Source organism: Paenibacillus caui, from assembly GCF_019904135.1.
Classification (GTDB): Bacteria; Bacillota; Bacilli; order Paenibacillales; family Paenibacillaceae; genus Fontibacillus; species Fontibacillus caui.
This window is the reverse complement of record NZ_JAIOGQ010000026.1, coordinates 1-21,491: the sequence shown is the minus strand read 5'-3', so window position 1 is coordinate 21,491 and position 21,491 is coordinate 1. Positions and strand designations below refer to the sequence as shown.

Annotated in this window: 24 protein-coding genes; 19 read left to right on the top strand and 5 right to left on the bottom strand. The window is 46.0% G+C overall.

The features are described from left to right. Positions 1-34: 34 nt before the first annotated feature. The 8 genes from K7397_RS15470 (at position 35) to corA (ending at position 7,715) form a co-directional block, all read left to right on the top strand. The gene (locus K7397_RS15470) at positions 35-592 is read left to right on the top strand and encodes a GNAT family N-acetyltransferase (RefSeq protein ID WP_223068838.1); all 558 of its coding nucleotides are present in this window, start codon (positions 35-37) and stop codon (positions 590-592) included. A 467-nt stretch (positions 593-1,059) separates the two neighbouring features. After that, positions 1,060-1,788, top strand: coding sequence for an amino acid ABC transporter ATP-binding protein (locus tag K7397_RS15465; RefSeq protein ID WP_223068880.1), 729 nt, complete (start codon positions 1,060-1,062; stop codon positions 1,786-1,788). 47 nt (positions 1,789-1,835) lie between these two features. Then, on the top strand, positions 1,836-2,636 hold the full coding sequence (locus tag K7397_RS15460; protein ID WP_223068837.1) for a glutamate ABC transporter substrate-binding protein: 801 nt from the start codon (positions 1,836-1,838) through the stop codon (positions 2,634-2,636). A gap of 158 nt (positions 2,637-2,794) precedes the next feature. Beyond that, complete coding sequence (locus tag K7397_RS15455; protein WP_223068836.1) at positions 2,795-3,448, top strand: amino acid ABC transporter permease; 654 nt, start codon at positions 2,795-2,797, stop codon at positions 3,446-3,448. A 15-nt stretch (positions 3,449-3,463) separates the two neighbouring features. After that, positions 3,464-4,114 (top strand): amino acid ABC transporter permease, encoded by a 651-nt coding sequence (locus tag K7397_RS15450; RefSeq protein ID WP_223068835.1) that lies wholly within the window; start codon positions 3,464-3,466, stop codon positions 4,112-4,114. A gap of 173 nt (positions 4,115-4,287) precedes the next feature. Further along, the gene (locus K7397_RS15445) at positions 4,288-5,574 is read left to right on the top strand and encodes a sensor histidine kinase (RefSeq protein ID WP_223068879.1); all 1,287 of its coding nucleotides are present in this window, start codon (positions 4,288-4,290) and stop codon (positions 5,572-5,574) included. A 3-nt stretch (positions 5,575-5,577) separates the two neighbouring features. Continuing rightward, on the top strand, positions 5,578-6,483 hold the full coding sequence (locus K7397_RS22060) for a response regulator (RefSeq protein WP_223068834.1): 906 nt from the start codon (positions 5,578-5,580) through the stop codon (positions 6,481-6,483). Positions 6,484-6,752: 269 nt separating this feature from the next. Further along, complete coding sequence (corA, locus tag K7397_RS15435) at positions 6,753-7,715, top strand: magnesium/cobalt transporter CorA (protein ID WP_223068833.1); 963 nt, start codon at positions 6,753-6,755, stop codon at positions 7,713-7,715. A 45-nt stretch (positions 7,716-7,760) separates the two neighbouring features. Here corA and K7397_RS15430 read toward each other — a convergent pair whose 3' ends face one another. Then, a complete protein-coding gene (locus K7397_RS15430; protein WP_223068832.1) occupies positions 7,761-8,294 on the bottom strand; it encodes a hypothetical protein in 534 nt (177 codons plus the stop codon). A gap of 238 nt (positions 8,295-8,532) precedes the next feature. Between K7397_RS15430 and K7397_RS15425 the strand changes: the two genes are divergently transcribed. From K7397_RS15425 to rlmD, 4 genes are all read left to right on the top strand, one after another. Beyond that, positions 8,533-8,823: a YerC/YecD family TrpR-related protein gene (locus tag K7397_RS15425; protein WP_223068831.1), complete on the top strand. Its 291-nt coding sequence runs from the start codon at positions 8,533-8,535 to the stop codon at positions 8,821-8,823. Continuing rightward, positions 8,823-9,587, top strand: a complete 765-nt coding sequence (locus tag K7397_RS15420) for a sirohydrochlorin chelatase (protein ID WP_223068830.1) — start codon at positions 8,823-8,825, stop codon at positions 9,585-9,587. The genes K7397_RS15425 and K7397_RS15420 overlap by 1 nt, the downstream gene beginning before the upstream one ends. Positions 9,588-9,608: 21 nt before the next feature. Further along, a complete protein-coding gene (locus tag K7397_RS15415) occupies positions 9,609-10,490 on the top strand; it encodes a diacylglycerol kinase (protein ID WP_223068829.1) in 882 nt (293 codons plus the stop codon). A gap of 133 nt (positions 10,491-10,623) precedes the next feature. Further along, positions 10,624-12,174 (top strand): 23S rRNA (uracil(1939)-C(5))-methyltransferase RlmD, encoded by a 1,551-nt coding sequence (gene rlmD / locus K7397_RS15410; RefSeq protein WP_237690960.1) that lies wholly within the window; start codon positions 10,624-10,626, stop codon positions 12,172-12,174. Here rlmD and K7397_RS21620 read toward each other — a convergent pair. The 3 genes from K7397_RS21620 to K7397_RS15400 are packed head-to-tail and all read right to left on the bottom strand — an operon-like array spanning position 12,171 to position 13,816. Next, a complete protein-coding gene (locus K7397_RS21620; protein WP_237690959.1) occupies positions 12,171-12,782 on the bottom strand; it encodes a hypothetical protein in 612 nt (203 codons plus the stop codon). The two genes, rlmD and K7397_RS21620, sit on opposite strands and share 4 nt — an antisense overlap. Then, complete coding sequence (locus K7397_RS21615) at positions 12,779-13,660, bottom strand: recombinase family protein (protein WP_237690958.1); 882 nt, start codon at positions 13,658-13,660, stop codon at positions 12,779-12,781. Before K7397_RS21615 ends, K7397_RS21620 begins: the two co-directional genes overlap by 4 nt. Beyond that, positions 13,661-13,816 carry a hypothetical protein gene (locus K7397_RS15400; RefSeq protein ID WP_223068828.1) on the bottom strand — a complete coding sequence of 52 codons (156 nt, stop codon included), beginning with the start codon at positions 13,814-13,816 and terminating at the stop codon, positions 13,661-13,663. A 347-nt stretch (positions 13,817-14,163) separates the two neighbouring features. On the opposite strand from K7397_RS15400, the gene K7397_RS22245 reads away from it, so the two are divergent. The 7 genes from K7397_RS22245 (at position 14,164) to K7397_RS15365 (ending at position 20,855) form a co-directional block, all read left to right on the top strand. Further along, a complete protein-coding gene (locus tag K7397_RS22245) occupies positions 14,164-14,340 on the top strand; it encodes a helix-turn-helix domain-containing protein (RefSeq protein WP_223068827.1) in 177 nt (58 codons plus the stop codon). Positions 14,341-14,342: 2 nt separating this feature from the next. Beyond that, on the top strand, positions 14,343-14,546 hold the full coding sequence (locus tag K7397_RS15390) for a helix-turn-helix domain-containing protein (protein WP_223068826.1): 204 nt from the start codon (positions 14,343-14,345) through the stop codon (positions 14,544-14,546). Positions 14,547-14,974: 428 nt separating this feature from the next. Beyond that, positions 14,975-15,166 (top strand): helix-turn-helix domain-containing protein, encoded by a 192-nt coding sequence (locus K7397_RS15385; protein ID WP_223068825.1) that lies wholly within the window; start codon positions 14,975-14,977, stop codon positions 15,164-15,166. Next, a complete protein-coding gene (locus K7397_RS15380) occupies positions 15,163-15,723 on the top strand; it encodes a helix-turn-helix domain-containing protein (RefSeq protein WP_223068824.1) in 561 nt (186 codons plus the stop codon). Before K7397_RS15385 ends, K7397_RS15380 begins: the two co-directional genes overlap by 4 nt. Before the next feature lie 537 nt (positions 15,724-16,260). Beyond that, complete coding sequence (locus K7397_RS15375; protein WP_223068823.1) at positions 16,261-17,082, top strand: tyrosine-type recombinase/integrase; 822 nt, start codon at positions 16,261-16,263, stop codon at positions 17,080-17,082. A gap of 225 nt (positions 17,083-17,307) precedes the next feature. Next, positions 17,308-19,374, top strand: a complete 2,067-nt coding sequence (locus tag K7397_RS15370; RefSeq protein WP_223068822.1) for a type I restriction-modification system subunit M — start codon at positions 17,308-17,310, stop codon at positions 19,372-19,374. Between the two features lie 32 nt (positions 19,375-19,406). Further along, positions 19,407-20,855 carry a restriction endonuclease subunit S gene (locus K7397_RS15365; protein WP_223068821.1) on the top strand — a complete coding sequence of 483 codons (1,449 nt, stop codon included), beginning with the start codon at positions 19,407-19,409 and terminating at the stop codon, positions 20,853-20,855. A 290-nt stretch (positions 20,856-21,145) separates the two neighbouring features. On the opposite strand, the gene K7397_RS15360 is transcribed toward K7397_RS15365, so the two are convergent. After that, positions 21,146-21,491 (bottom strand): tyrosine-type recombinase/integrase (locus tag K7397_RS15360; RefSeq protein WP_223068820.1); only part of this gene is annotated, 346 nt, incomplete at its 5' end.

Sequence of the window (21,491 nt, the reverse complement as noted above, 5' to 3'; positions counted from 1 at the left end):
ATATAGGACAATCAAAAAAAAGGAGGTTTATAGAATGACAAAACACCCCAGCAGGCTGTTCGAAGGAGAAAGACTTTATCTTCGACCATTTACAAATGAGGACTCTGAATTATATTACTCCAATCTATTTGATGAGGAATTAAGGAGATTAACTGGAACAAAAATAGTATCTTCCAAAAATATGATTGACAGGTATGTTGAGCGAATATCAACGGACTCTGATCGAATTCAATTATTAATTGTCCTAAAGGATGGAGATCGAGTGATTGGTGATATCGCATTGCAAGACGTTGACTATTCAAATCGAAACGCCCACTTGCGAATAGCTATTTTTCATGAGGAAGAATGCGGTAAAGGTTACGGAACGGAGGCCATAAAGCTGCTGCTTAGTTATGGATTCGGGATTATGAATCTTCACCGCATTGAGTTATACGTGTATTCATTTAACGAAAGAGCAATAAGAAGTTATGGAAAAATAGGCTTTATTGAAGAAGGACGACAAAGAGAGGTCCTTTTTTATAATCATGAGTACCATGATTCCATAACAATGAGCATTTTAGAACATGAATTTAGGGAGAAATATGTTAAATAGCTCAACTTTCGTAGGTGGAAATCGGATACGTTGAGGGTGTGCATGGATACGAATACCGTACCCGAAGACCGGAAGGAATAAGGGAAGTGGAAGAGAACTCGAGGTAGATCGAAGAGGGAATGGGTATGGGGCTCCACCCCATACTTATTCCCTCCCCTACGCACAAACGTATCACATAGCACGGCAAAGGACCTAGCGGTGATCTTCCCGCTAGGTTTTTCTTATACTTAATCATCAAAACCTCACATGAAAGGTTAGAGACAACGTTTTTACATGTCCTTATAATGCTGATAAGAAATGATGATCGCATATAGCGCGAAGATCCAGCGTAGGATTGTGTAGGATTTTATAGTTTGCGAATTACTGTGTTTAAAACACGTTATGATTCATAACGCCAAGCTGTCGAACTTAAATTTAAGGAAAGCGTAAAGAGGCTTATAAAGCCTTACAAGGGGGAGGGACCGAAGCTGATCCAGTTTCATCAAGTAGACAAACATTACGGACAATTTCATGTGCTTAAGAACATCGAGCTTTCTATCGAGGAAGGAGAAGTCGTTGTTGTTGTCGGTCCGTCCGGTTCGGGCAAAAGCACGATGCTGCGCTGCATTAACCGCCTGGAAACCATTGGCAGCGGTGAACTGACGGTTAATGGGACGCAGCTCAATGACCCTAAGGTGGATATCAACAAAGTGCGGCGGGACATCGGCATGGTGTTTCAGCATTTCAACCTTTATCCGCATATGAAGGTTATCGACAATATTACGCTTGCGCCGACCAAGGTGCTGGGTGTACCAAAAAAAGAAGCTACGGAGACGGCGATGTTTTATCTGGAAAAGGTAGGGATCGCGCACAAGGCGGATGCTTATCCATCGCAGTTGTCCGGCGGGCAACAGCAGCGGGTAGCGATTGCCAGAGGACTGGCGATGAGACCTAAAATTATGCTGTTTGACGAACCTACCTCCGCGCTCGATCCCGAGATGGTAGGCGAAGTGCTGGATGTCATGAAGACCCTGGCGCGGGAAGGCATGACGATGGTTGTCGTAACGCACGAGATGGGATTTGCCCGCGAAGTGGCCGACCGGGTGGTTTTTATGGACCAGGGCCAGATTTTAGAGGTGAACGAGCCTGGAGAATTTTTCGGCAATCCGCGCGAAGAAAGACTTCAGACCTTCCTCAGCCGTTTGCTCAGTCATTAATTTCAGTCATAGATTAGAATACAAAATTCAAAAGGGGATGAAAGAAAATGAAAAAACATTGGAAAATGATTCGTTTAGCCGCTGCTTTGGTTGTTGTGCTGTCGCTGCTTGCTGCCTGCGGGAATAAGAAAGAAGACGGACTTGCCTCCATCAAGGACCGCGACAAGCTGGTAGTCGGGGTTAAATTCGACACCAAGCTGTTCGGTCTTAAAGATCCTTCCACCGGCAATGTCGAGGGCTTTGACATCGATATCGCCAAACAAATCGCCAAACACATTCTCGGCGACGAGAACAAGGTCGAGTTCAAGGAAGTAACGTCCAAAACGCGTGTTCCGATGCTGAACAACGACGAAATCGATATGGTCGTAGCTACGATGACTATTACGGAGGCACGCAAGAAAGAAGTCGATTTCTCCGACGTTTATTTCCTGGCCGGCCAGTCGCTGCTGGTGAAGAAGGGAAGCCCGATTAAAGGCATTGAGGATGTCAAGGCAGGAACGAAGGTGCTGAGTTCCAAAGGCGCAACATCCGTAAAGAATATCAAGGAAAAGGTTCCTGGCGTTACAGTGCTGGAGTTTGACAATTACCAGGATGCGTTCAGCGCGCTGAAAGCGGGCCAAGGCGATGCGTTGACTACGGACGATGCGATTCTGTACGGTATGGCCGCTCAGGATCCGAACTATGAAGTAGTCGGCAAGCCGTTTACTGACGAGCCTTACGGTATCGCAATGCGCAAAGGCAACAGCGATCTGGTCAAAGCTGTAAACGATGCGCTGAAAGAGCTGAAGGATAGCGGAGAATACGACGCGATTTACGAGAAATGGATCGGTAAGAAGCCTAGCAACTAAGACGTACAGTTTAAGTCAGGAGCGGTGGAGCAACGGTTTTGGCTATCCGCCGGCTGTTGCTAATCCAGACGCTGGCCTGGCAGCTAGACTGCAAGCGAAAGGATGGACGGATATGCCGCCGGCCATCCTTTTCTTTTTAAATTTTGGGGGTGACAGACATGGACTTTTCCGTATTGACCGGCAATTATGAGACTTTTCTGCACGGATTTTATAACACCATACTAGCCAGCTTGCTCGGTTTGGTTGGGAGCTTTATTTTGGGAACGATCATCGCCGTGTTCCGGATCTCCCAGGTTCGGCCGCTGATGTGGTTCGGAACGGCCTATGTCGAGTTTTTCCGCAATATTCCGCTATTGCTTGTCGTATTTTTGTTCTACTACGGTGTCTCCTCGCTTGTTGGGGTTACCTTGGACGGGTTCAATGCAGGCACGCTGGGACTTGCGGTATATACTTCATCATTTATCGCGGAGGCGATCCGCGCGGGAATTATGGCGGTTCCGAAGGGACAGAGCGAAGCGGCACGTTCGTCAGGACTTTCCTATTTGCAGACGATGAGATACGTCATATTGCCGCAGGCGATCAAGCTCGTCATTCCGCCGCTCAGCAACCAGTTCATTAACCTGGTCAAAAATTCATCCATACTCAGCATTGTTTCCGGATTTGATCTAATGTACTTTGGTGACGGCATCGCAACCGACACTTTTGATACGATCAACACGTATATTTTCGTCGCCATGTTCTATCTGGTCCTCACGCTCCCGCTTAGCTACGGGTCAAGGGTGCTGGAACGGAAGCTGGCCAGACACGACTAGAAGGAGGACGAAGCTATGGATTTTGCAGGCGCCTATTCAGGGGAGTTTTTGGCTTTTCTGCTGCAGGGATTTCTTATTACTTTAAAAATAGCATTGATTTCGATTGTGCTCAGCTTTACATTCGGTTGCTTGATCGGGATTGTCCGGTATTCAAAAGTGCCGGTGCTGTCGCCAGTACTTGCGTTTATTGTGGAGATTTTGCGCAATCTGCCGCTGCTGCTCATTATTTTGTTCAGCCGGTTCGCCCTGCCGGATTTCGGTATAAAGCTTGGTCCGGAAGGTGCGGCCATCGTCGCCTTGACGGTGTTCGAAATGGCCATGATCTCCGAGATCGTGCGCGGGGGGCTTGGCTCCATTCCGAAGGGGCAGATCGAAGCAGGCCGTTCCTCCGGCCTTACCTACATCCAAACGCTGCGCTATATCGTCCTGCCGCAGGGGCTGCGCAGAATGGTTCCGCCGATGGTGAGCCAGTTCATTTCCCTGCTTAAGGATACTTCGCTGGCTACGGCGATTTCGCTTGCCGAGCTGATGCACAACGCGCAGATCGTTATCGGCCACAGCTATAACTATTCAATTCCGATTTTGCTGCTGTGCGCGGTTCTTTATTTTGTGGTGAACTTTGTGCTGTCGATGGTTTCGCGGCGGCTTGAAAGCAAAACAGCGTAATGGTAATGTTTTGCTTAATCTTCAATTGAATTACGCATCATGTTAGAATGATTATTGAAAAATAACGAGTTTGTGCTAGTATAGTTGCAATACAATTTTGCAATTCGTCATATTGCGTGCCTAAATGGAGCATAGGCTCCAAGAAAGGAGGTACCCCGCGGAGGTTGAATAGAATGACAGGACCGTTCATCAGGAACAGGAAGCTTCAAATGCTTCTGGTTGCCATGGGGACAGCCGTTGCCGGTGAGTTCAAAATCAATCCTTTTGACGGGGATATCTTCCGCATTGCCCTTGGAAGCAGCGCATTTCTGCTGTTTCTTCTCTTGCTTCGCCATTTGCCGTGCCTCAAGACAGGCATTCTGACCGGCATAGTCGTACTGCTATTTCGGGTAGCGCTGGATACGATTTGGCCGCATCACCATCCCGTGCTGCAAAGCTTCTGCAATCACTTATCCGCCGGTGTATACTATGTCGCTTTCGGGGCGGGATTACAGTATGTACGCCGGTTGGATCACGTTCACCCTCTCCTGCTTGGAGGGGCTGCGGCTTGCATCGATTTCATCTCCAATGAAGCGGAGCTGCTGACCCGAATGCTTGTTCTCGGCACGTCGTCTTTCCACCTTAATGAATGGACGTATCTGTCTTTCATTGCCGTGCTCCGGACCTATTTTACAACAGGACTTTACAGCAGCATTGCGGTATCCCGCATGCGTGCAGTACAGGCGGAACAGAAGCGGCGGGTGGACCAGATGCTTAGCTTTGGAGCGGGCTTATACGGAGAAGTCTTTTATCTCAGAAAATCGGTCCACACGGTTGAACGCCTTACGGCCGCAAGCTATGAGCTGTATCAAAGACTCAAGGACAGCGGACAGCAGGATTACAGCAGAAGACTGCTTGACATTACGCAGCAGATTCATGAAGTCAAGAAGGACTCCCAGCGGATTCTGGCCGGACTGCTGAAGCTGTCTGAAATGGACTCTGCCGATGCCGACATGCCGCTGCCCCGATTGATGGATTTCCTGGTCAAAAGCAACAGCGAATACGCAAGCATGCTGGGCAAGGATGTTACCTTCCGGCAGGACGTAAGTCCCGAATACCGTACACCGCGCTATATCCCGCTGCTAACGCTGCTAAACAACCTGGTTGCCAATGCCGTTGAAGCCATCGAGCATAAAGGAGTCATCATGCTTCAGGTTTATGAAGCCGGAGGGCGAACGGTATTTGTCGTACAGGACAACGGGCGCGGGATAAATGAACGTGACCATGAGATCGTGTTTGAGCCCGGCTTTACAACCAAGTTTGATGAGGAGGGCTCCGCGGCGACGGGAATCGGTTTGTCGCATGTCAGGGATATTACGGTTTCGCTTGGCGGAAGTATTCTGGTCAGAACCCCGTCAAAAGGGAAGGGAACGGTGTTCGAAGTATCGATTCCAACAATTTCATTAAAAAGAGGTGAGTGAGAGGTGGCGCTTTCTTTTTGTATTGTGGACGATGATAGAGGCACCCGGCGCATGCTGCAGAATATTATTGAAGACAGCAGTTTGGGAGAAGTAGTGGGTATGGCCGAAGGAGGCGCGGAAGGAGCGCGGATCATTCTCGAACAGTCACCTGATGTTGTGCTGATGGATCTGCTTATGCCGGACCAGGATGGAATCGAGACGATTTCGCTGCTTCGAAGCAGGGGCTGCGGAGCCAAATACGTCATGATCTCCCAGATTGAAAACCAGGAAATGGTAGGGCTTGCTTACCGGTCGGGGATTGAGTTCTTCATCCGCAAGCCGATTAACCGGATTGAGGTAGAAACGGTACTGAAGAAGGTTTCGGAGCGCTGGACGATGAACCAATATTTGACGGAAATCAGGTCGACCCTGGCCAAGCTGGAGGGACTCCAGCATGCGGCAGCGATTGCTACGACTCCCAGAAAAAGCGTTAAAGACGCCGTTCAGCCCATTCTCATGAGCATGGGTATGGTGGGCGAAAGCGGCAGCCGTGATATTATCACGATTATGGAAAACTTGGCTTCGCGGGAAGATGTAGATCCCAGCTTTCCTTCACTCAAGGAAGTGTATGAGGCCGCTGCCCGGGCCTATAAGATAGACAAGGACGATATTGCCAAAGAGGTTAAAGCTATCGAGCAGCGCTTGCGAAGGGCTCTGTCGACCGGCTTAAGCCATCTGGCTTCCATCGGACTGACCGACTACGGCCACCCAAAATTCGAGCATTATGCGCCGCTTTATTTCGATTTTGAAGATGTACGCCAGAAGATGAAGGATATGGAACAGGGCCGCGAAAGCAGCAGGGTCAAGGTGAACATCAAGAAATTTTTGCAGGTGCTCTATTTTGAGGTGCAGGAGCAGCTCAAGCAGTAAGTCTTCCGGTATTTAGTGAAAAGCTGCTGTAGGAATGGGCAGAAGGCGGAAACAGAAAAGGAACTAAAGAATAAAATGAAGCAGGGACAACGTATATCGGTTGTCTCTTTTTATCGTTCTCGCAGAAACGGATGCCGTCTTTTAAAGGACGGCTTTGCCGTTTCTACTTATATCCTGAGAATAGTTAGGTAAATTTGAACGGTTACGATACAATGAAGTTTAAGCATAAGCCGCAAGACTGGCAAGTTACATAAAGAGAGGGAAGAATCATGATTCGCACAATGGCCGTATCGCATGCCAATGAAGTGAAGCAAGGAATCAGACTTGAGCATATAGACAAGGAATCCTGGAGCTGGATCTGGGTGGATTTCAGCCATCCGACGGAAGAAGAATCGGCGCTGCTCCGAAGCTATTTCCACTTCCATCCGCTGGCGATCGAGGATTGCGTTATGCATAGTTTGCAGCGTCCCAAGCTCGACCTGTACGAAAACATACAATTTTATGTCCTGCACGCCATCCATCCACAGACACTCCGCGCTATGGAAGTAAATCTGTTTGTGGGGGAGAAGCTGCTGGTTTCTTTTCATAAGGATGAGCTGGCGGAGGTGGATGGGGCATGGGAGCAGACGATCCAGTGGATCAAGGAAGGCAAGGATTTAAGGCAGGGCCCAACGGCTGCCGCGTACGCGGTCATGGACAAGCTGGTGGATTCGTATTTCCCCTGCGTCTATTCGATTGAGGACGAGCTCGCCGAACTGGAATCCGTCAGCAGCCGAGAAGCGGTTGAAGTGCTGATGAATCAGGTGTTCGATTTAAGGAGCAGGCTGCTTAAGCTGCGCAAAAGCATTGTCCCGATGCGCGACCTCCTGTACCGGATTATCAACTCGCAGCATGTGCAAGAGGGGGGCATGCACCGGGCCTACTTTGCGGATATCCATGATCATCTATTGAAGCTGACGGATATGATCGAAGCGGACCGGGAAATGACGGCGGACCTTCGGGACTCCTACATTTCGCTCAATTCCAACCGGATGAACGGGATCATGAAGACCCTTACGGTCATTACGACAATCTTTATGCCACTTACGCTGATTGCCGGCATTTACGGCATGAATTTTGAACGGATGCCGGAGCTGCAATGGACCTACGGATACTTTGCCGTGCTCGGTCTTATGGCTGGCCTGGGCTTGTGGATGATCCTGTGGTTCAAACAGCGCGGATGGTTCAAGTAAAAGGTAAAAAAAAGGGCGTGCAGGCTATACCTGCACGCCTGAAGATCAGCGGCGCCGTTTGGAGCTGCGGCCCCGTGAGGAACGGCGGTAGCCGCCTTTTTTGGAGCCGCTTTTCCCGGAGCGGCGTTTGCCGCCCCCGTAGCTTCCGCGCCGGCGGCGGGGCCGGTAATCGTCCAGTCTGCTTGGCTGGGACGTCGTCACGCCGGCCGCCCCTTTGGAGCCGGGCAGGAAGGATCCCATCAGCAGTTTGGCCATAGGAGCGATCTGCTGAAAGCTGGACACCACCTTCTGCACTTTGCCCAAGGTGCTCATGATGCCATCAATGCCACCCATACGGTCGATAAATCCCATGATGTTGCCGAGATTCGGTATGGAGAGCCCGCCTTTGGCGGCCGATTCGGCTGCCTCAGTCGCTCCGCCGAGCAGAGAACCGGACTGCGCGTTGTAAGGGACAACCGACGATGATTCGGCGATCTCCGAATAGGAGACCCCGTAAGGATTAACGCCCGGATAATATTGCTGTGCTGCAGGAAGCTCTGGAGGAGCCGCGCTCCGGTGCGGATTGTTGTAATGAGGCATGTTCATCACATTCCTTTTCCAGTATTTGTGTCTACTCGTGATAGACATTCGTGGAGACGTTCTCTATGTAATGTATGTTGTAGGCAAATGCAGGGAATAGACGAATGTCCTGATTTTTTGTGGGCGAATGCGGAATTAGGCGTTCGGGCTCTGTAGTGCGTGAAATCGTTAATGCTTGAAAATAATGCCTCCCCTCATGTACAATGGAACTACAGTAACTGTAGGGGATGATAAACAGGTGCAGCTTAAGAAATTGAATGATTCCAGCATTGATCAATTATTCGAAGCTATTCTTACACTCAATAACCTCGAGGAATGTTACGTCTTCTTCGACGATCTATGTACTGTTAATGAAATCCAGTCTATGGCCCAGCGGCTTGAAGTTGCCCGCATGCTCGGCAAAGGCTGTACGTATAACCAGATTGAAGCGGAGACCGGCGCCAGCACGGCGACCATTTCACGCGTCAAACGCTGCCTGAACTATGGCAACGACGGATATAAAATGACATTGGATCGCTTGGGCCGCTGATGAAACCCGGCGTTCTCATCATTAGCCACGGCTCTCCGGAACCTGCTTGGATCAAGCTGGTAGACGGGGCTGTGCAGGATCTGAAGCTTCCTTCCGACATACCGGTGGAAGCTTCTTTCTTAGAAATCGTCTATGACCGGGACATTCAGCACGGTATTGATGCACTTGAGGCTGCGGGCGTAACGGATATCATCGTCATACCGCTGTTTGTTTCCTCGGGCAGTACACATATTGATGAAATCAGCTATGCGCTGGGGATTAAAGCGCAGCCTGAGATGGAAACGGACCTAAAGCCCTTTCGGATTAGTGCCAAAGTGCACTTTGGGGGCCCGGTCGATGATGATCCGATCATTGCCGGAATGGTATGGGATAAATTAAGGGGGCTTTCCAGCGCGCCTGATCGTGAAGCCATTATTCTTGTCGGACACGGCAGCGCCCATGAGGGCTTTCGCCAGCGCTGGGAATCCGGCATTTCCTCGCTGGCCGAAAGGGTCAAGCGGCTAAGCGGCGCCGCGGCTGCGGATTATGCGCTCCTGCGTCCGGACAGCCTGCGAAGCAAGGTGGCCTACTGGTCTGAGCAGAACTATGACGTCATCGTGGCTCCCTTGTTTCTGAGCTCCGGTTATTTTACTAAGCATGTTATTCCGTCAAGGCTGGAAGGGCTGTCTTACCGCTACTCCGGGGAGGCATTGCTGCCCCATCCGAAGCTGGTGGACTGGATACGGGATCAAATCTCGAATATAATGGGATCATTGACAATTTGAGAATAAATGGAGCTGCAACACATGAAAAAAGCCAGGTTAATTTATAATCCTTCTTCGGGACGTGAAGAGATGAGACGGCTGCTGCCGGACATTCTGCACCGGCTTGATCTGGCCGGAATCGAAACCTCCTGCCACGCGACAACTGGCGAAGGAGATGCGACCCGGGAAGCCGCAGAGGCCGTGTACCGCGGCTACGATATCATTATCGCAGCAGGGGGCGACGGCACCCTGAACGAAGTGGTGAACGGGATGGCCGGCAAGGAGGACCTGCCGCCGCTCGGTATTTTTCCGCTGGGTACAACCAACGATTTTGCACGGGCTATGGGGATTTCGAGAAAATGGGAAGACTATTGCGATCTTGTTATCCGCGACGTGACGCGGCCAATTGATATCGGCAAGGCGAATGGCCGTTATTTTATCAATATTGCCGGGGGCGGTTCGCTGACACAGCTGACCTATGAAGTGCCAAGCCGGCTGAAGACGATGATCGGGCAGCTTGCCTATTATATGAAAGGGATCGAGAAGATGGTAAATCTCTCGCCGACCGAGCTTACCATCACGGCTGAGGGCTATGAGCCCATGCATGGGGAATTCATGATGTTCCTGATCGCCAACTCGAATTCGGTCGGCGGCTTCGAGAAGCTTGCGCCGGAAGCCCGCATTGACGATGGGCTGCTGGATGTCATCGCCATAAGGCGGTGCAATCTGGGCGAATTCATCCGCCTTGTTACTTTGGCGCTGCGGGGAGACCATTTCAACGACTCGCATGTCATCTATTTCAAGACGAAGCGGATGGAAGTGACTTCCCCATCGCCGGTGCTGCTCAATCTAGACGGAGAACTGGGCGGAAGACTGCCCGGCGTCTTTGAGATCCTGCCGTCGCATATGAGGATTTTTGCTTGAGTCTTGAGTGCGGGAAGCGATGCATGTGATTGTAATGGTTCAATAGAACAAATCCCCTATTGATAATGCGGGATAGAGATAGAATACCTCCAAATGGAGGCATCACCAAGAAGAAAGAAGTGAAGCAAGCCAGATGACAAAACACCGGGGCGGAAGGCATGGAGGAATGTCATCTTCCGGCCGCGGCGGGAGAACGCTGAAAGGAAGCCGCAGCGCGGCAGCTGCGGATCGGGACCTGCCTGTAGCCAAGAACGAAGAGCATATTATCGATATTATCGGCATGAATCATGACGGGGAAGGGGTAGGCCGCTCGGAAGGCTATACCCTTTTTGTTGCTGGCGCGCTGCCGGGCGAGAAGGTCCGGGTCAAGGTGCTCAAGACGAAGAAGCAGTACGGCTACGCCAAGCTGCTGGACGTGCTTCAGGCAAGTCCGGACCGCATTATGGCCGCCTGCCCGATCTACGATCAATGCGGCGGCTGCCAGCTGCAGCATATGAGCTACGCCGGCCAGCTTGCCTGGAAGCGGCAGCGTGTCGTGGACGCGCTGGAGCGGATCGGGAAGCTGCGGGTGAGCGGGAGCTTGGGCGAGGGCACAGAGGATTCGGCTGGCATCGCAAGTGTTGCTGATGCCGCTTCCAAAGATGCCGGAATCGTCGTCCGCGAGACGCTCGGCATGGCCGAGCCTTGGCGCTACCGCAACAAGGCTCAGGTGCCGATCGGGGCGGCCGAAGGCGGCCTGATCGGCGGGTTCTACGCGCGCGGCAGCCACCGCATCATCGATATGGAGACGTGCCTGATCCAGCACGAGCACAACGACGAAGTTGTGGCGCGCGTGAAAGAGATCGGCAGCAGCCTCGGCATCTCCGCTTACAACGAAGAGACCGGCCGGGGCCTGCTGCGGCACGTCGTCGTCAAGAAAGCGTTCCGCACCGGCGAAATCATGCTCGTCCTCGTCACGAACGGACGCGACATCCCGCACGCGGATGCCTGGATCGGCAGCATCCGCGAGCAAATACCGGATGTGGCTAGCATCTGCCAGAACGTGAACACGAAGCAGACGAACGTTATTTTCGGCGACGAAACCCGTGTCCTGTGGGGCCGCGACGTCATTTACGATTACATTGGCAGCGTGCAGTTCGCCATTTCGGCGCGCTCTTTTTACCAGGTCAACCCGGTGCAGACCGAGGTGCTCTACGGCAAAACGGTCGAGTACGCCGGCCTGACTGGCAATGAAACCGTGATCGACGCCTACTGCGGCATCGGCACGATTTCACTATTTCTTGCCCAACACGCTGACCAGGTGTATGGCGTTGAAATCGTCAAGGAAGCCATCGAAGACGCGCGCAGCAACGCCAAGCTGAACGGCATGAACAATGTAAAGTTCGAAGTCGGCGCTTCGGAGGACGTCATTCCGCGCTGGAAAGAGCAAGGTATCGAGGCCGACGTCATCGTCGTCGACCCGCCGCGCAAGGGCTGCGACCCCCGCCTACTGGACACGATCCTGGAGATGAAGCCGGAGAGAGTGGTGTATGTGTCGTGCAATGCCTCGACACTGGCAAGGGACTTGCGGGTGCTCGAGGACGGCGGGTACAGGACGGTGGAAGTGCAGCCGGTAGATATGTTTCCGCATACGGTGCATGTGGAGTGTACAGTGTTACTTAAATTAAGAGGGGCTAAAGATTAAGCCCCTTGAAGTAATTCGCCCATTTTCTGAGGGTGGGCGATGTTGTAGTGAATCTTGATAGAGCCATCTTGATGGACTTCTATCTTTTCAATTACTTGATTGAGTAATTGTTTTAGAACTTGCTCATCATCAATGTCAAGCTGTGCAAACAACGCAATTTTCTTCTGAAAGGCACGGAATTGTTCTTCCGTGTCTTTTTGCGTTTCGAGAACGGTCTCCAATTCCGCTTTTCGTTTGGCAAGGACTTGTTGTTCTTCCTGATTGCGTTGATTTTGGGCATTAAACTGCTCAAGGGTAAGAGCCTGATTAGAAAAGAGGGTTATTAGCCCCTGAACATTCTTTTCTAACTGTTCTTGTTGCTTATTCAGCTTGTTCAACTCTTTGATTAGTGCCGATTGTTTCAGACCAACATTCCCTTTTACAGCATCGAATAGCCTGTCCAATCTGACGTTACTGCCAATCAGTTCCTTTAGGTCATTCTTAATAGCTGCGAGTAGGGTATCGTACCCGATAATGAGTGAAGAACAGAACGCCTTTCCTCGCTTCACATACCCACAACAAACGTAAGCCCCATTCTGTTTCTTTAGCCTATCCTTACGGTAGGTCATGCCATGACCACAATCAGGACATAACATAAGGTGTGCAAAAAGGCTTTCTTGACCGTTACTGTGGCTTTTTCGGGCATTCTCAAAGATAATCTGTTTATTTCGGGAATTTTGACCCGTTCTTTAGACATGCGGCGTATTACTTCTTCACGGTGTTGGCATAGTGTTCCGGTATAGGTGACATTGGTCAAAATACATTTAATGCTTGATTGTTGCCAAACCGTCCCTTGATTACCTGCATTAGATACTGTTCTTGGTGTAGGATAGCCATGCTCAGTCAAGTAGTTACTGATTTTCTGCATTCCCCACCCGTCATGTAAATACCAGTGGAAAATACTCTGCACAGTCGGGGCGGTCACTTCATCAGGGACTAAGTTTCCGTTCTCATCCCGTCTGTAACCATAAGCAGGCAATGAAGCCTGATACTTTCCCCGTTTAGCACTCCCTTGTCTTCCTAGCTTGATTCTACGTGAGAATGTAGCACTATCCTCTTCCGCTAATAAAGCCCGAATATTGAAATTAAATTTACTTTGGCTTCTAGCAGAATCGTAATTGTCCTCAGGAAGAATCAAACGAGCACCGGAACTAACGATGATGTCTGCCGTCTGCAAGTTTTCAACTAAATTCCGCCCAAGTCGAGAAACGGATTTAGCTATAACCGCATCAAACTTCTTCTTTTTTGCATCGGCAAGCAATCGTTGCATTTGTGCACGATTTTTGACTTTCAGCCCACTAATGCCATTGTCGATGTAAGTACTTGCCACAGTCCACCCGTTACTTGTAATCAAATCCATAGCATAAGCAATTTGATTATCAATGCTATCTTTCTGAGCGTCCCTAGTGGTACTAACTCGTGCATAAATCGCTACTTTCAAACTCATTTATCTCGCCATCCCTTCAGTGTCCTGTGAAAGAATGGTGTTTGCTCTATTTTCATCGTAATCAGGCTTATTTAGCTTGTCAATGTGAGCTTTGATAATCGAAAGCAGAATTTCTTCTAGATTGTTGCTTCCGTTAAATGTGCGTTCCACTTTCATATTTTTCACCCCCCTCACTTTTAGTTGTCGTTCTATGTCCTCGACTAGTTGCGATGAGGTTGAAAAAGTACCCCTTTTCCTTTTTTGAGGTTTCACTACAGCATTTCATTTCGTTCAGATAGTATCTCGCTATAATCACGGTTTAACTGAAATAAAATGTACGTTAATGCTCGGTTTTACCCAAAAATGGTTAGCTTCGTTCTCTCTCCCTCTTCCTGAAATAAAATAACTCGTTCTAATCGGATATTTCAGGAATTTACTTTATTTCTACGTTCCTTTGTTAATTTTGCGAGCCTCCTTCTTATATTGTTACTGTTACTAATTCACAACCGAAAGGAGCGGTCTTCATGGTACGCTTGTACACCATTAAAGAGGTAATGGACATCCTACAGCTTTCTTATACAACGGTCTATGCGATGTGTTCAAACGGTACTCTGCCAAGCTGTAAAGTGGGCGGTAGCATCCGCATTTCCCAAGAATCGTTAAGGAACTTCATCCTCAATAACACAAAGGGAGGTCAATAATTATGGAAGACATGAAATCGTATCTAGGACGTTTGTACAGTGCCGATGAAGTAGCCAAACTTCTGAATATTGACATGAATACTTGCTACAAATGGCTAGGCGAAGGACGAATTAAAGGAATGAAGTTAGCAGGGGCGCTTTGGAGGATTCGAGATGCAGATTTAAGGGCGTTCGTTGAGCAGTCCATTAAAGAAGGGAGTCGTTAATCATGGAGAAGTATTACACCGTTGCTACAATCGCTCAGCGGCTTTCACTTCATAGTCGCCGTACTGTCAGTGATGACGCTGTCTACGCTTGGATTAGACAAGGAAAGTTAGAGGTCGAACGCATCTCAGGCAATATACGGGGTTATGGCAAGTACCCCTATTATGTGGAGAGAACGCGTCTAAAGGGATTTCTACGGGAATTGAACTATGACGTTGACAGGATATTTCCTGACAACGAATAGTCATCCAGTAGGACAAAGAAAAGCCCCTGCTGACCAAGCAGGGGCAATAAGAAAGGAACGTGTACCTTCATTATAAGCATGTTCTTTCGCAACTTATCGCATACATGGAACGACAACTAAAAGTGAGAAGGTTATTTTTTTACCCTTCACTGTCACTAACTTATACCATCATCGAGGGGGAACAGAATGAGAGAGGTAATGAATCGCAAAGAAGCCGCTAAAGTAGCAGGAGTCAGCCCTGGAACGATTCTGAGAGCAATACAAGCCCGTCAGCTTGACGCTGTGAAGATTGGTGGGGGTAGGACTTCAGCGTATATTATCGAGCGAACAAACCTAATGAAATACTTAGAGAAGAAGAAGGAGAGCAAATACCAATGAATGCAAAATTCAACTACAGCAGAGAAGCCGCTAATGTATATCTCCCGAAAATTGCCCAAGAATCGACCTTTACCGACCACCATAAGGGATTCACAATCGTTCCCCATAAGTTTCTTAGATGTTACGGGTTGTCGGAATACGAAAAGTTGATTCTAATTGATTTGTGGTCTTATATGGGTGATAACCATCATTGCTATCCATCCATTGAGACAATTGCTCGGAATGTAAGTTGTAGTTCCAAAACCGTCGAACGACACATGGATGCACTTGCCAAAAAAGGGCTTGTGCTTGTAAGCAATAGTCAGAGAAATAATACCTACTACCTTCCTAATGATATGCATAAAAATCCGTACCTCCTGCTGTCTGAAAAAACGCACGAGTTCATTAGAGAAGTTAGAAATACGGTCAATGATTACAAGCTAAGTCAGTGGATTAAGGGAGTTGTAAAAAGTGAGGTTTACCATGAATTCATCATTAAGCTTACCTACACCATGAAACATGAGTTCCGTTTTGACAAAGGAGAGACGGAACTTAACAGAGTACAAGCAATACCTTAATGAGCAATACGCTAAAAAGTTCAATACACTAGACAATATGTCCGCATAACAGACTATCTGTCCGGATTAATGGACTTCCTGACCTAATATAAGACGCTCCGTCTGAATTGGTTATACAACTTGTGACAAAAAGAATCTCTGTCCATTATAAGGACTGAGCTTCTGTTATTAGGTCAGGAAGTCTGCTATTAAGACAGATTGTCGAAGTTACAAGACATAGAGTCTTGCTAATAATATTCACTAAAAACATCAATCTAAAGATAAAATAATAAACATCTTGAAGAAGAAACAGGCTTCGCCCTGTGGCGGGGCATTTATAATTCATTAAATGGTCAACACTTCTTTACCTTTAACGTTCTCTTGCCAATCCAAGCATACACAGAATCAAGTTAATTATTGCGTAGAATTATTGCGTGGAATTATAATTCTATGCTATTATATGCCTTAAGGTTGTCCAATATTGGGGCGAATTGGTCAAATAACAGGCTGAAAATATTGCGTAGAATTATTTAAGTCCTTTTTCAGGGAGAGGTGACTATGCTAGACCAGTTCATTAATGAAGGTTTACGAGGTAAGAGTCAGGCAACTGTAAAGACCTATCACCATGCCCTGCAACAATTCAGCCAGTGGCTTGACGGTTGTGGTACTACGTTAGAGCATTTTAGCCGTACTGATGTTCAGCAGTACGTTACATACATGGCTAGCAAGAAAAAGACTGCCGCTACCATTAACAAGGTCTACAATGCCATTAAGAAATTCTGTCGGTGGGCGAAGAAGTTGGATTGTATTGAGGAAATCCATATTATTAAAGCCCCCGACTACAAGCAGAGTGCCCCGAAAGCCCTAGACAGGCTTGAGCGAAAGCGGCTTGAGCGTGAAGTAGACAGGGGCGGCAACAAACGAGATTACGCTATTATCAAAACTTTACTACATACAGGCTTGAGGGTATCCGAATTGGTAGCCCTAGACCGCACAGACGTTGACCTAAGCGAACGTAAAGGCGAGTTGAGAGTTAGGGCAGGTAAAGGTTATAAAGCTCGCACATTGCCCCTAGACGTTGATACAAGGTGGGCTATTAGGAAATACCTTGAGGAACGGAAAGACAATAACGAAGCGCTCTTTATAAGTAACAGGAACAAGCGCATTAGCGTCAGAAGCGTTCAGTATCTTTTAGAGCAATATCACTTCCATGCCCATCAGCTTCGACATACATTCATTACAGGGCTTGTTAGAGCAAACGAAGACATTTCAATTATTCAATCATTAAGTGGTCACGCATCGGCGGATATGATTCTTCGTTACTCGAAACCAACGGAGGAAGATAAAATTAGGGCAGTTGAAAGACTGTATAAGGACTAGGAACGCTTGCTAATAAAGTGTCTAATAAGACAATCAGTTTACCCCCACCCGGTGGTGAATAAATCTTTTATCTTAATACTTGAAAAGGTAACCCACATTTTCCCTGCACGAATATTTGTCTCAATGGTTGTGCGTACAAAAAATGACCTATCATTATTTAGATTTATTAAGTAGAATAAAATCCATTGCTGTATACGCTAAATAGAAGAGAATAGAGGGAATAAAATGATTCGATTATCAGATATTTTGAAGGATACAAACTTTAAACTAACGCAATTCAGCCAAGATAAGATAAAGCGACTTGAAGAGAGTATTTTTGTTAAAGAAATAAAGGGAAAGCTTGTACCTTACACTAATTGTTTAGGACGCAAGAAAGAAATTAAGTTGACGCCGGAAGAGGTAATAAGACAATTATATCTATTAGTTTTGATAGATGATTATAATTATCCTCTCGAAAGGATGGAGCTTGAATATGCAGTTTCTTTCGGGCGGGAGAAAAAAAGAGCTGATATTGTAATATTTGATAAAGATAAGCTTAATGCTCCTTATATCATGGTGGAGTTAAAGAAACCTAAGCTTAAAGATGGTAAGGAACAGTTAAAATCTTATTGTAACGCTACTGGTGCACCTATAGGTGTTTGGAGTAATGGTGATTCTATCTCGTATTATCATCGAAAAGACCCGAATTATTTCGAGGATATTCCAAGCATACCAAATGCATATCAAAAATTATCAGATATATTAGAAGAGCGTTGGACTATCGATGATCTTGTAGCTAAAGATAAATTGGTAACTGAACGTAAGTCATTGAAAGATCTTATTCTAGAAATGGAAGATGAGGTCTTAGCGAATGCAGGAGTCGATGTATTTGAAGAATTATTTAAACTGATTTTCACTAAACTTTATGATGAAATGGAAAGTGGGCGAAATCGCAACCGTCATTTAGAGTTTAGAAATTATGGAGATACAGAAATTGAACTGAAGAATAAAATACAACGTATATTTGACCAATCTAAGAAAAAATGGGAAGGGGTATTTACTGATGATGCAAAAATTATGCTCACTCCTTCTCATCTTTCAGTTTGCGTTTCTTCATTACAAGATGTGAAACTCTTTAACTCCAATCTTGACGTAGTCGATGAAGCCTTTGAGTACCTCATCAATAAGAGCAGTAAGGGCGAAAAAGGACAGTATTTTACCCCGAGATACGTTATTGATATGTGCGTAAAAATGCTCAATCCAAAAGAAGATGAAACTATTATTGACACTGCCGCGGGTAGCTGTGGCTTTCCTGTACACACTATTTTTCATGTTTGGGAACAAATAATGAAAGATGAAGGTTTGGATAAAAGTCATTTATTTACTTCGGAACATAAGCCTTCCCGTTGTACTGATTATGTGCAAGATAAAGTATTTGCAATTGATTTTGACGAAAAAGCTGTTCGAGTTGGTAGAACACTAAATTTAATTGCTGGCGATGGTCAAACTAATGTATTACATTTGAATACCTTAGATTACGAACGATGGGATGAAAAAATAGACGATGAAGATTGGCAAGATATCTATTTTGAGGGTTGGAAAAAGCTAAAGAAACTAAAATCCAATAAGAATAGTAATCGAGATTTTCGATTTGATGTATTAATGGCAAACCCACCTTTTGCAGGCGATATCAAAGAGAGCAGAATATTAGCGAAGTATGAATTGGGGAAAAACTCTAACGGGAAGTATCAAAGCAAAGTAGGTAGAGATATTTTATTTATCGAACGTAATCTTGACTTTCTTAAGCCAGGTGGTCGGATGGCTATAGTTCTACCGCAAGGAAGGTTTAACAATAGCAGTGATAAGAGAATACGGGAATTTATAGCGGAACATTGCCGCATTCTAGGCGTTATTGGTCTGCACGGTAACGTCTTTAAACCTCATACTGGTACAAAAACAAGCGTTTTATTAGTTCAAAAATGGGACAATACTCTGTGTCCTAAAGTAGAAGATTATCCTATCTTCTTTGCTACCATGCAAGAACCAACTAAAGATAACAGTGGAGAAAAAATTTATGTTCGTAAAAAGGATTACCCGGATGCAGTAACAAAAACAGTAGATGAAATATCTGACTATGCCAATCCACTGAACAATTATGATAGTGTGCCTGAGAACTTAGATGAGTTTTTGTTAGATACACATGGTCATTTAATTGTTAAACACGATCTGTTTAACCACGACGGATTAACGAAAGATGGTATTGCTGAGGCATTCATTGGGTTTGCAAAGAAGGAAAAGTTAAGTTTTTTCTAGGTCGCCCTTTCAATGAAAATAAGTATGTATCTTTGAAAGGGCAAATTGAGTTTTCAATTGTTAATTTGTCAAACATTGACCAAGTGAAGCAACGCATTGACTCCGAATACTATAGAAATTTTTACCTAGAGTTAGATGATAAGATAAACTCATTAGGGAAAGTATACCTTAAAGATGTTGATGTAAAGCTTGACTGTAGTGCATTTTATCCGGCTATTACCGATTACTATAACTTCGAAGGCGAGGGTATCCCCTTTATTCGAGTAAATGAAATACAAAAAGGGCTTGTTACCATAACACCTAGTACTGCGTTTTTGCCTCAATCCGTTATAGATGATAACTCCAATACTATAGCAGTAGCATTCCCGGATGATATCGTTATTGCTAAAGGGGGCAATACTTTAGCTAAACTAGGTCTAGTCACAGATCAATATCCTTATTATGCTTTAAGTCGTGATGTAATCTTAATAAGAACAAACAAATTGAACGGAATAAATAAATATTATTTATGGGTAATGTTACATTCTAACTATGGTCAGGACTTACTATGGAGAACAGCGAGTCAAACAGGGCAACCTCATTTAACACTTCCCTCCATAGAAGAGATTGGGATTCCTAGATTCTCTGAAGATTTTGAGAGTAAGTTCGAGTCACTATATAAACTTTCAACAGAATTAAAAATTGAATCCGATATTACTTATTCGAGAGCAGAAGAATTATTGCTTGAATCAATTGGTTTAAGTAATTTTGAGCCTAATTCTGCATCTGTAAGTATTAAATCCTTTAAAGAATCTTTTTTATCTTCTGCAAGGTTAGACGCTGAATATTATCAACCTAAGTTTGAACAGTTAATAGAGCATATCATAGGACAGAATTATGACCTTCTTAAAAATATAGTAGATATTAAGAAATCCGTTGAGCCAGGTTCAGCATACTATTCTGATGAAGGACTACCTTTCTTGCGTGTATCGGATTATAATAAATTCGATATTACTGAACCTGGGAAAAAGCTGTCTTTTGAATTTTGTAAAGAAAATGCTGAGTTAATAAATGAACTGAAACCAAAGAAAGGCACTATCTTATTTTCTAAAGATGGAAGTGTTGGTTTAGCGTGTATTTTAAGAGAAGACAAGAACCTCGTTACGTCCGGGGCGGTACTACATTTAACTCTTAAAAAGAATACAAAATTGATCCCTGAATATCTCTTACTAGTCTTAAACTCTCTTGTGGTTAAAATGCAAGCTGAAAGAGATGCTGGAGGTTCTATAATCCTGCATTGGAGAGTAAATGAAATTGAGGATCTTCTTATACCTATAGTTGATTATGAAAAGCAGAAAAATATAGGTGACTTAGTAAATGAGAGCTATAGGCTCAGAAAAGAATCTGAAAAATTGTTAGAGCTAGCTAAACGTGCAGTGGAAATCGCTATTGAACAAGATCAATTTATTGCCACAGATTATATTGAAAGAAATTCACTGTGAGATAGGTGAATTAAGGTGATCTATTAGTAGAGCAAACACAATTCCTTTGGACACATTTATGTTTGTTGTCACTGTCTATTCGACACATGTGGAAACGGTAGCTTTGTTGGTGAGGGATTGATACAGCATTAAAAACCTTTATATACCAAGGGATTTACAGCTGGTACAGCTTATAGAAAGTCATTGCCACAGAGTTGAAATTGGCGCATTGATGTGAATCTGATGTGAAAAGGCTAATGAAACGCCAGTAAATGGTGATAATTCGACATAAAAGAAGACGCTCAGGCGAGTCAGCCAAGCGTCTTTTTGTCGTGCTTTTCTTTGCGAGGAGCAAACAGTTGTTCCAGCTTATCGGCTGCCGCCTGGTCAGCGGATCGGAGAGCATGACCATAAATGTTCATTGTCGTGTTGATGCTGCCGTGGCCGAGCCGCTCCGAAATGATTTTCGAATTGCCTTGATTGATCAGCAGCGTAGCCGAAGTATGCCGCAGGTCATGGAACCGGATATATGGATCGGCTACACTTAGCTGGACAGAAAAAATTAGGGCTATTAGAAAAACACAACAAAACAAAAGGAGCAAAACGACAATGGCCCAAGCAAGGCGCACATTTTCAGCAGAATTCAAAAGACAGATG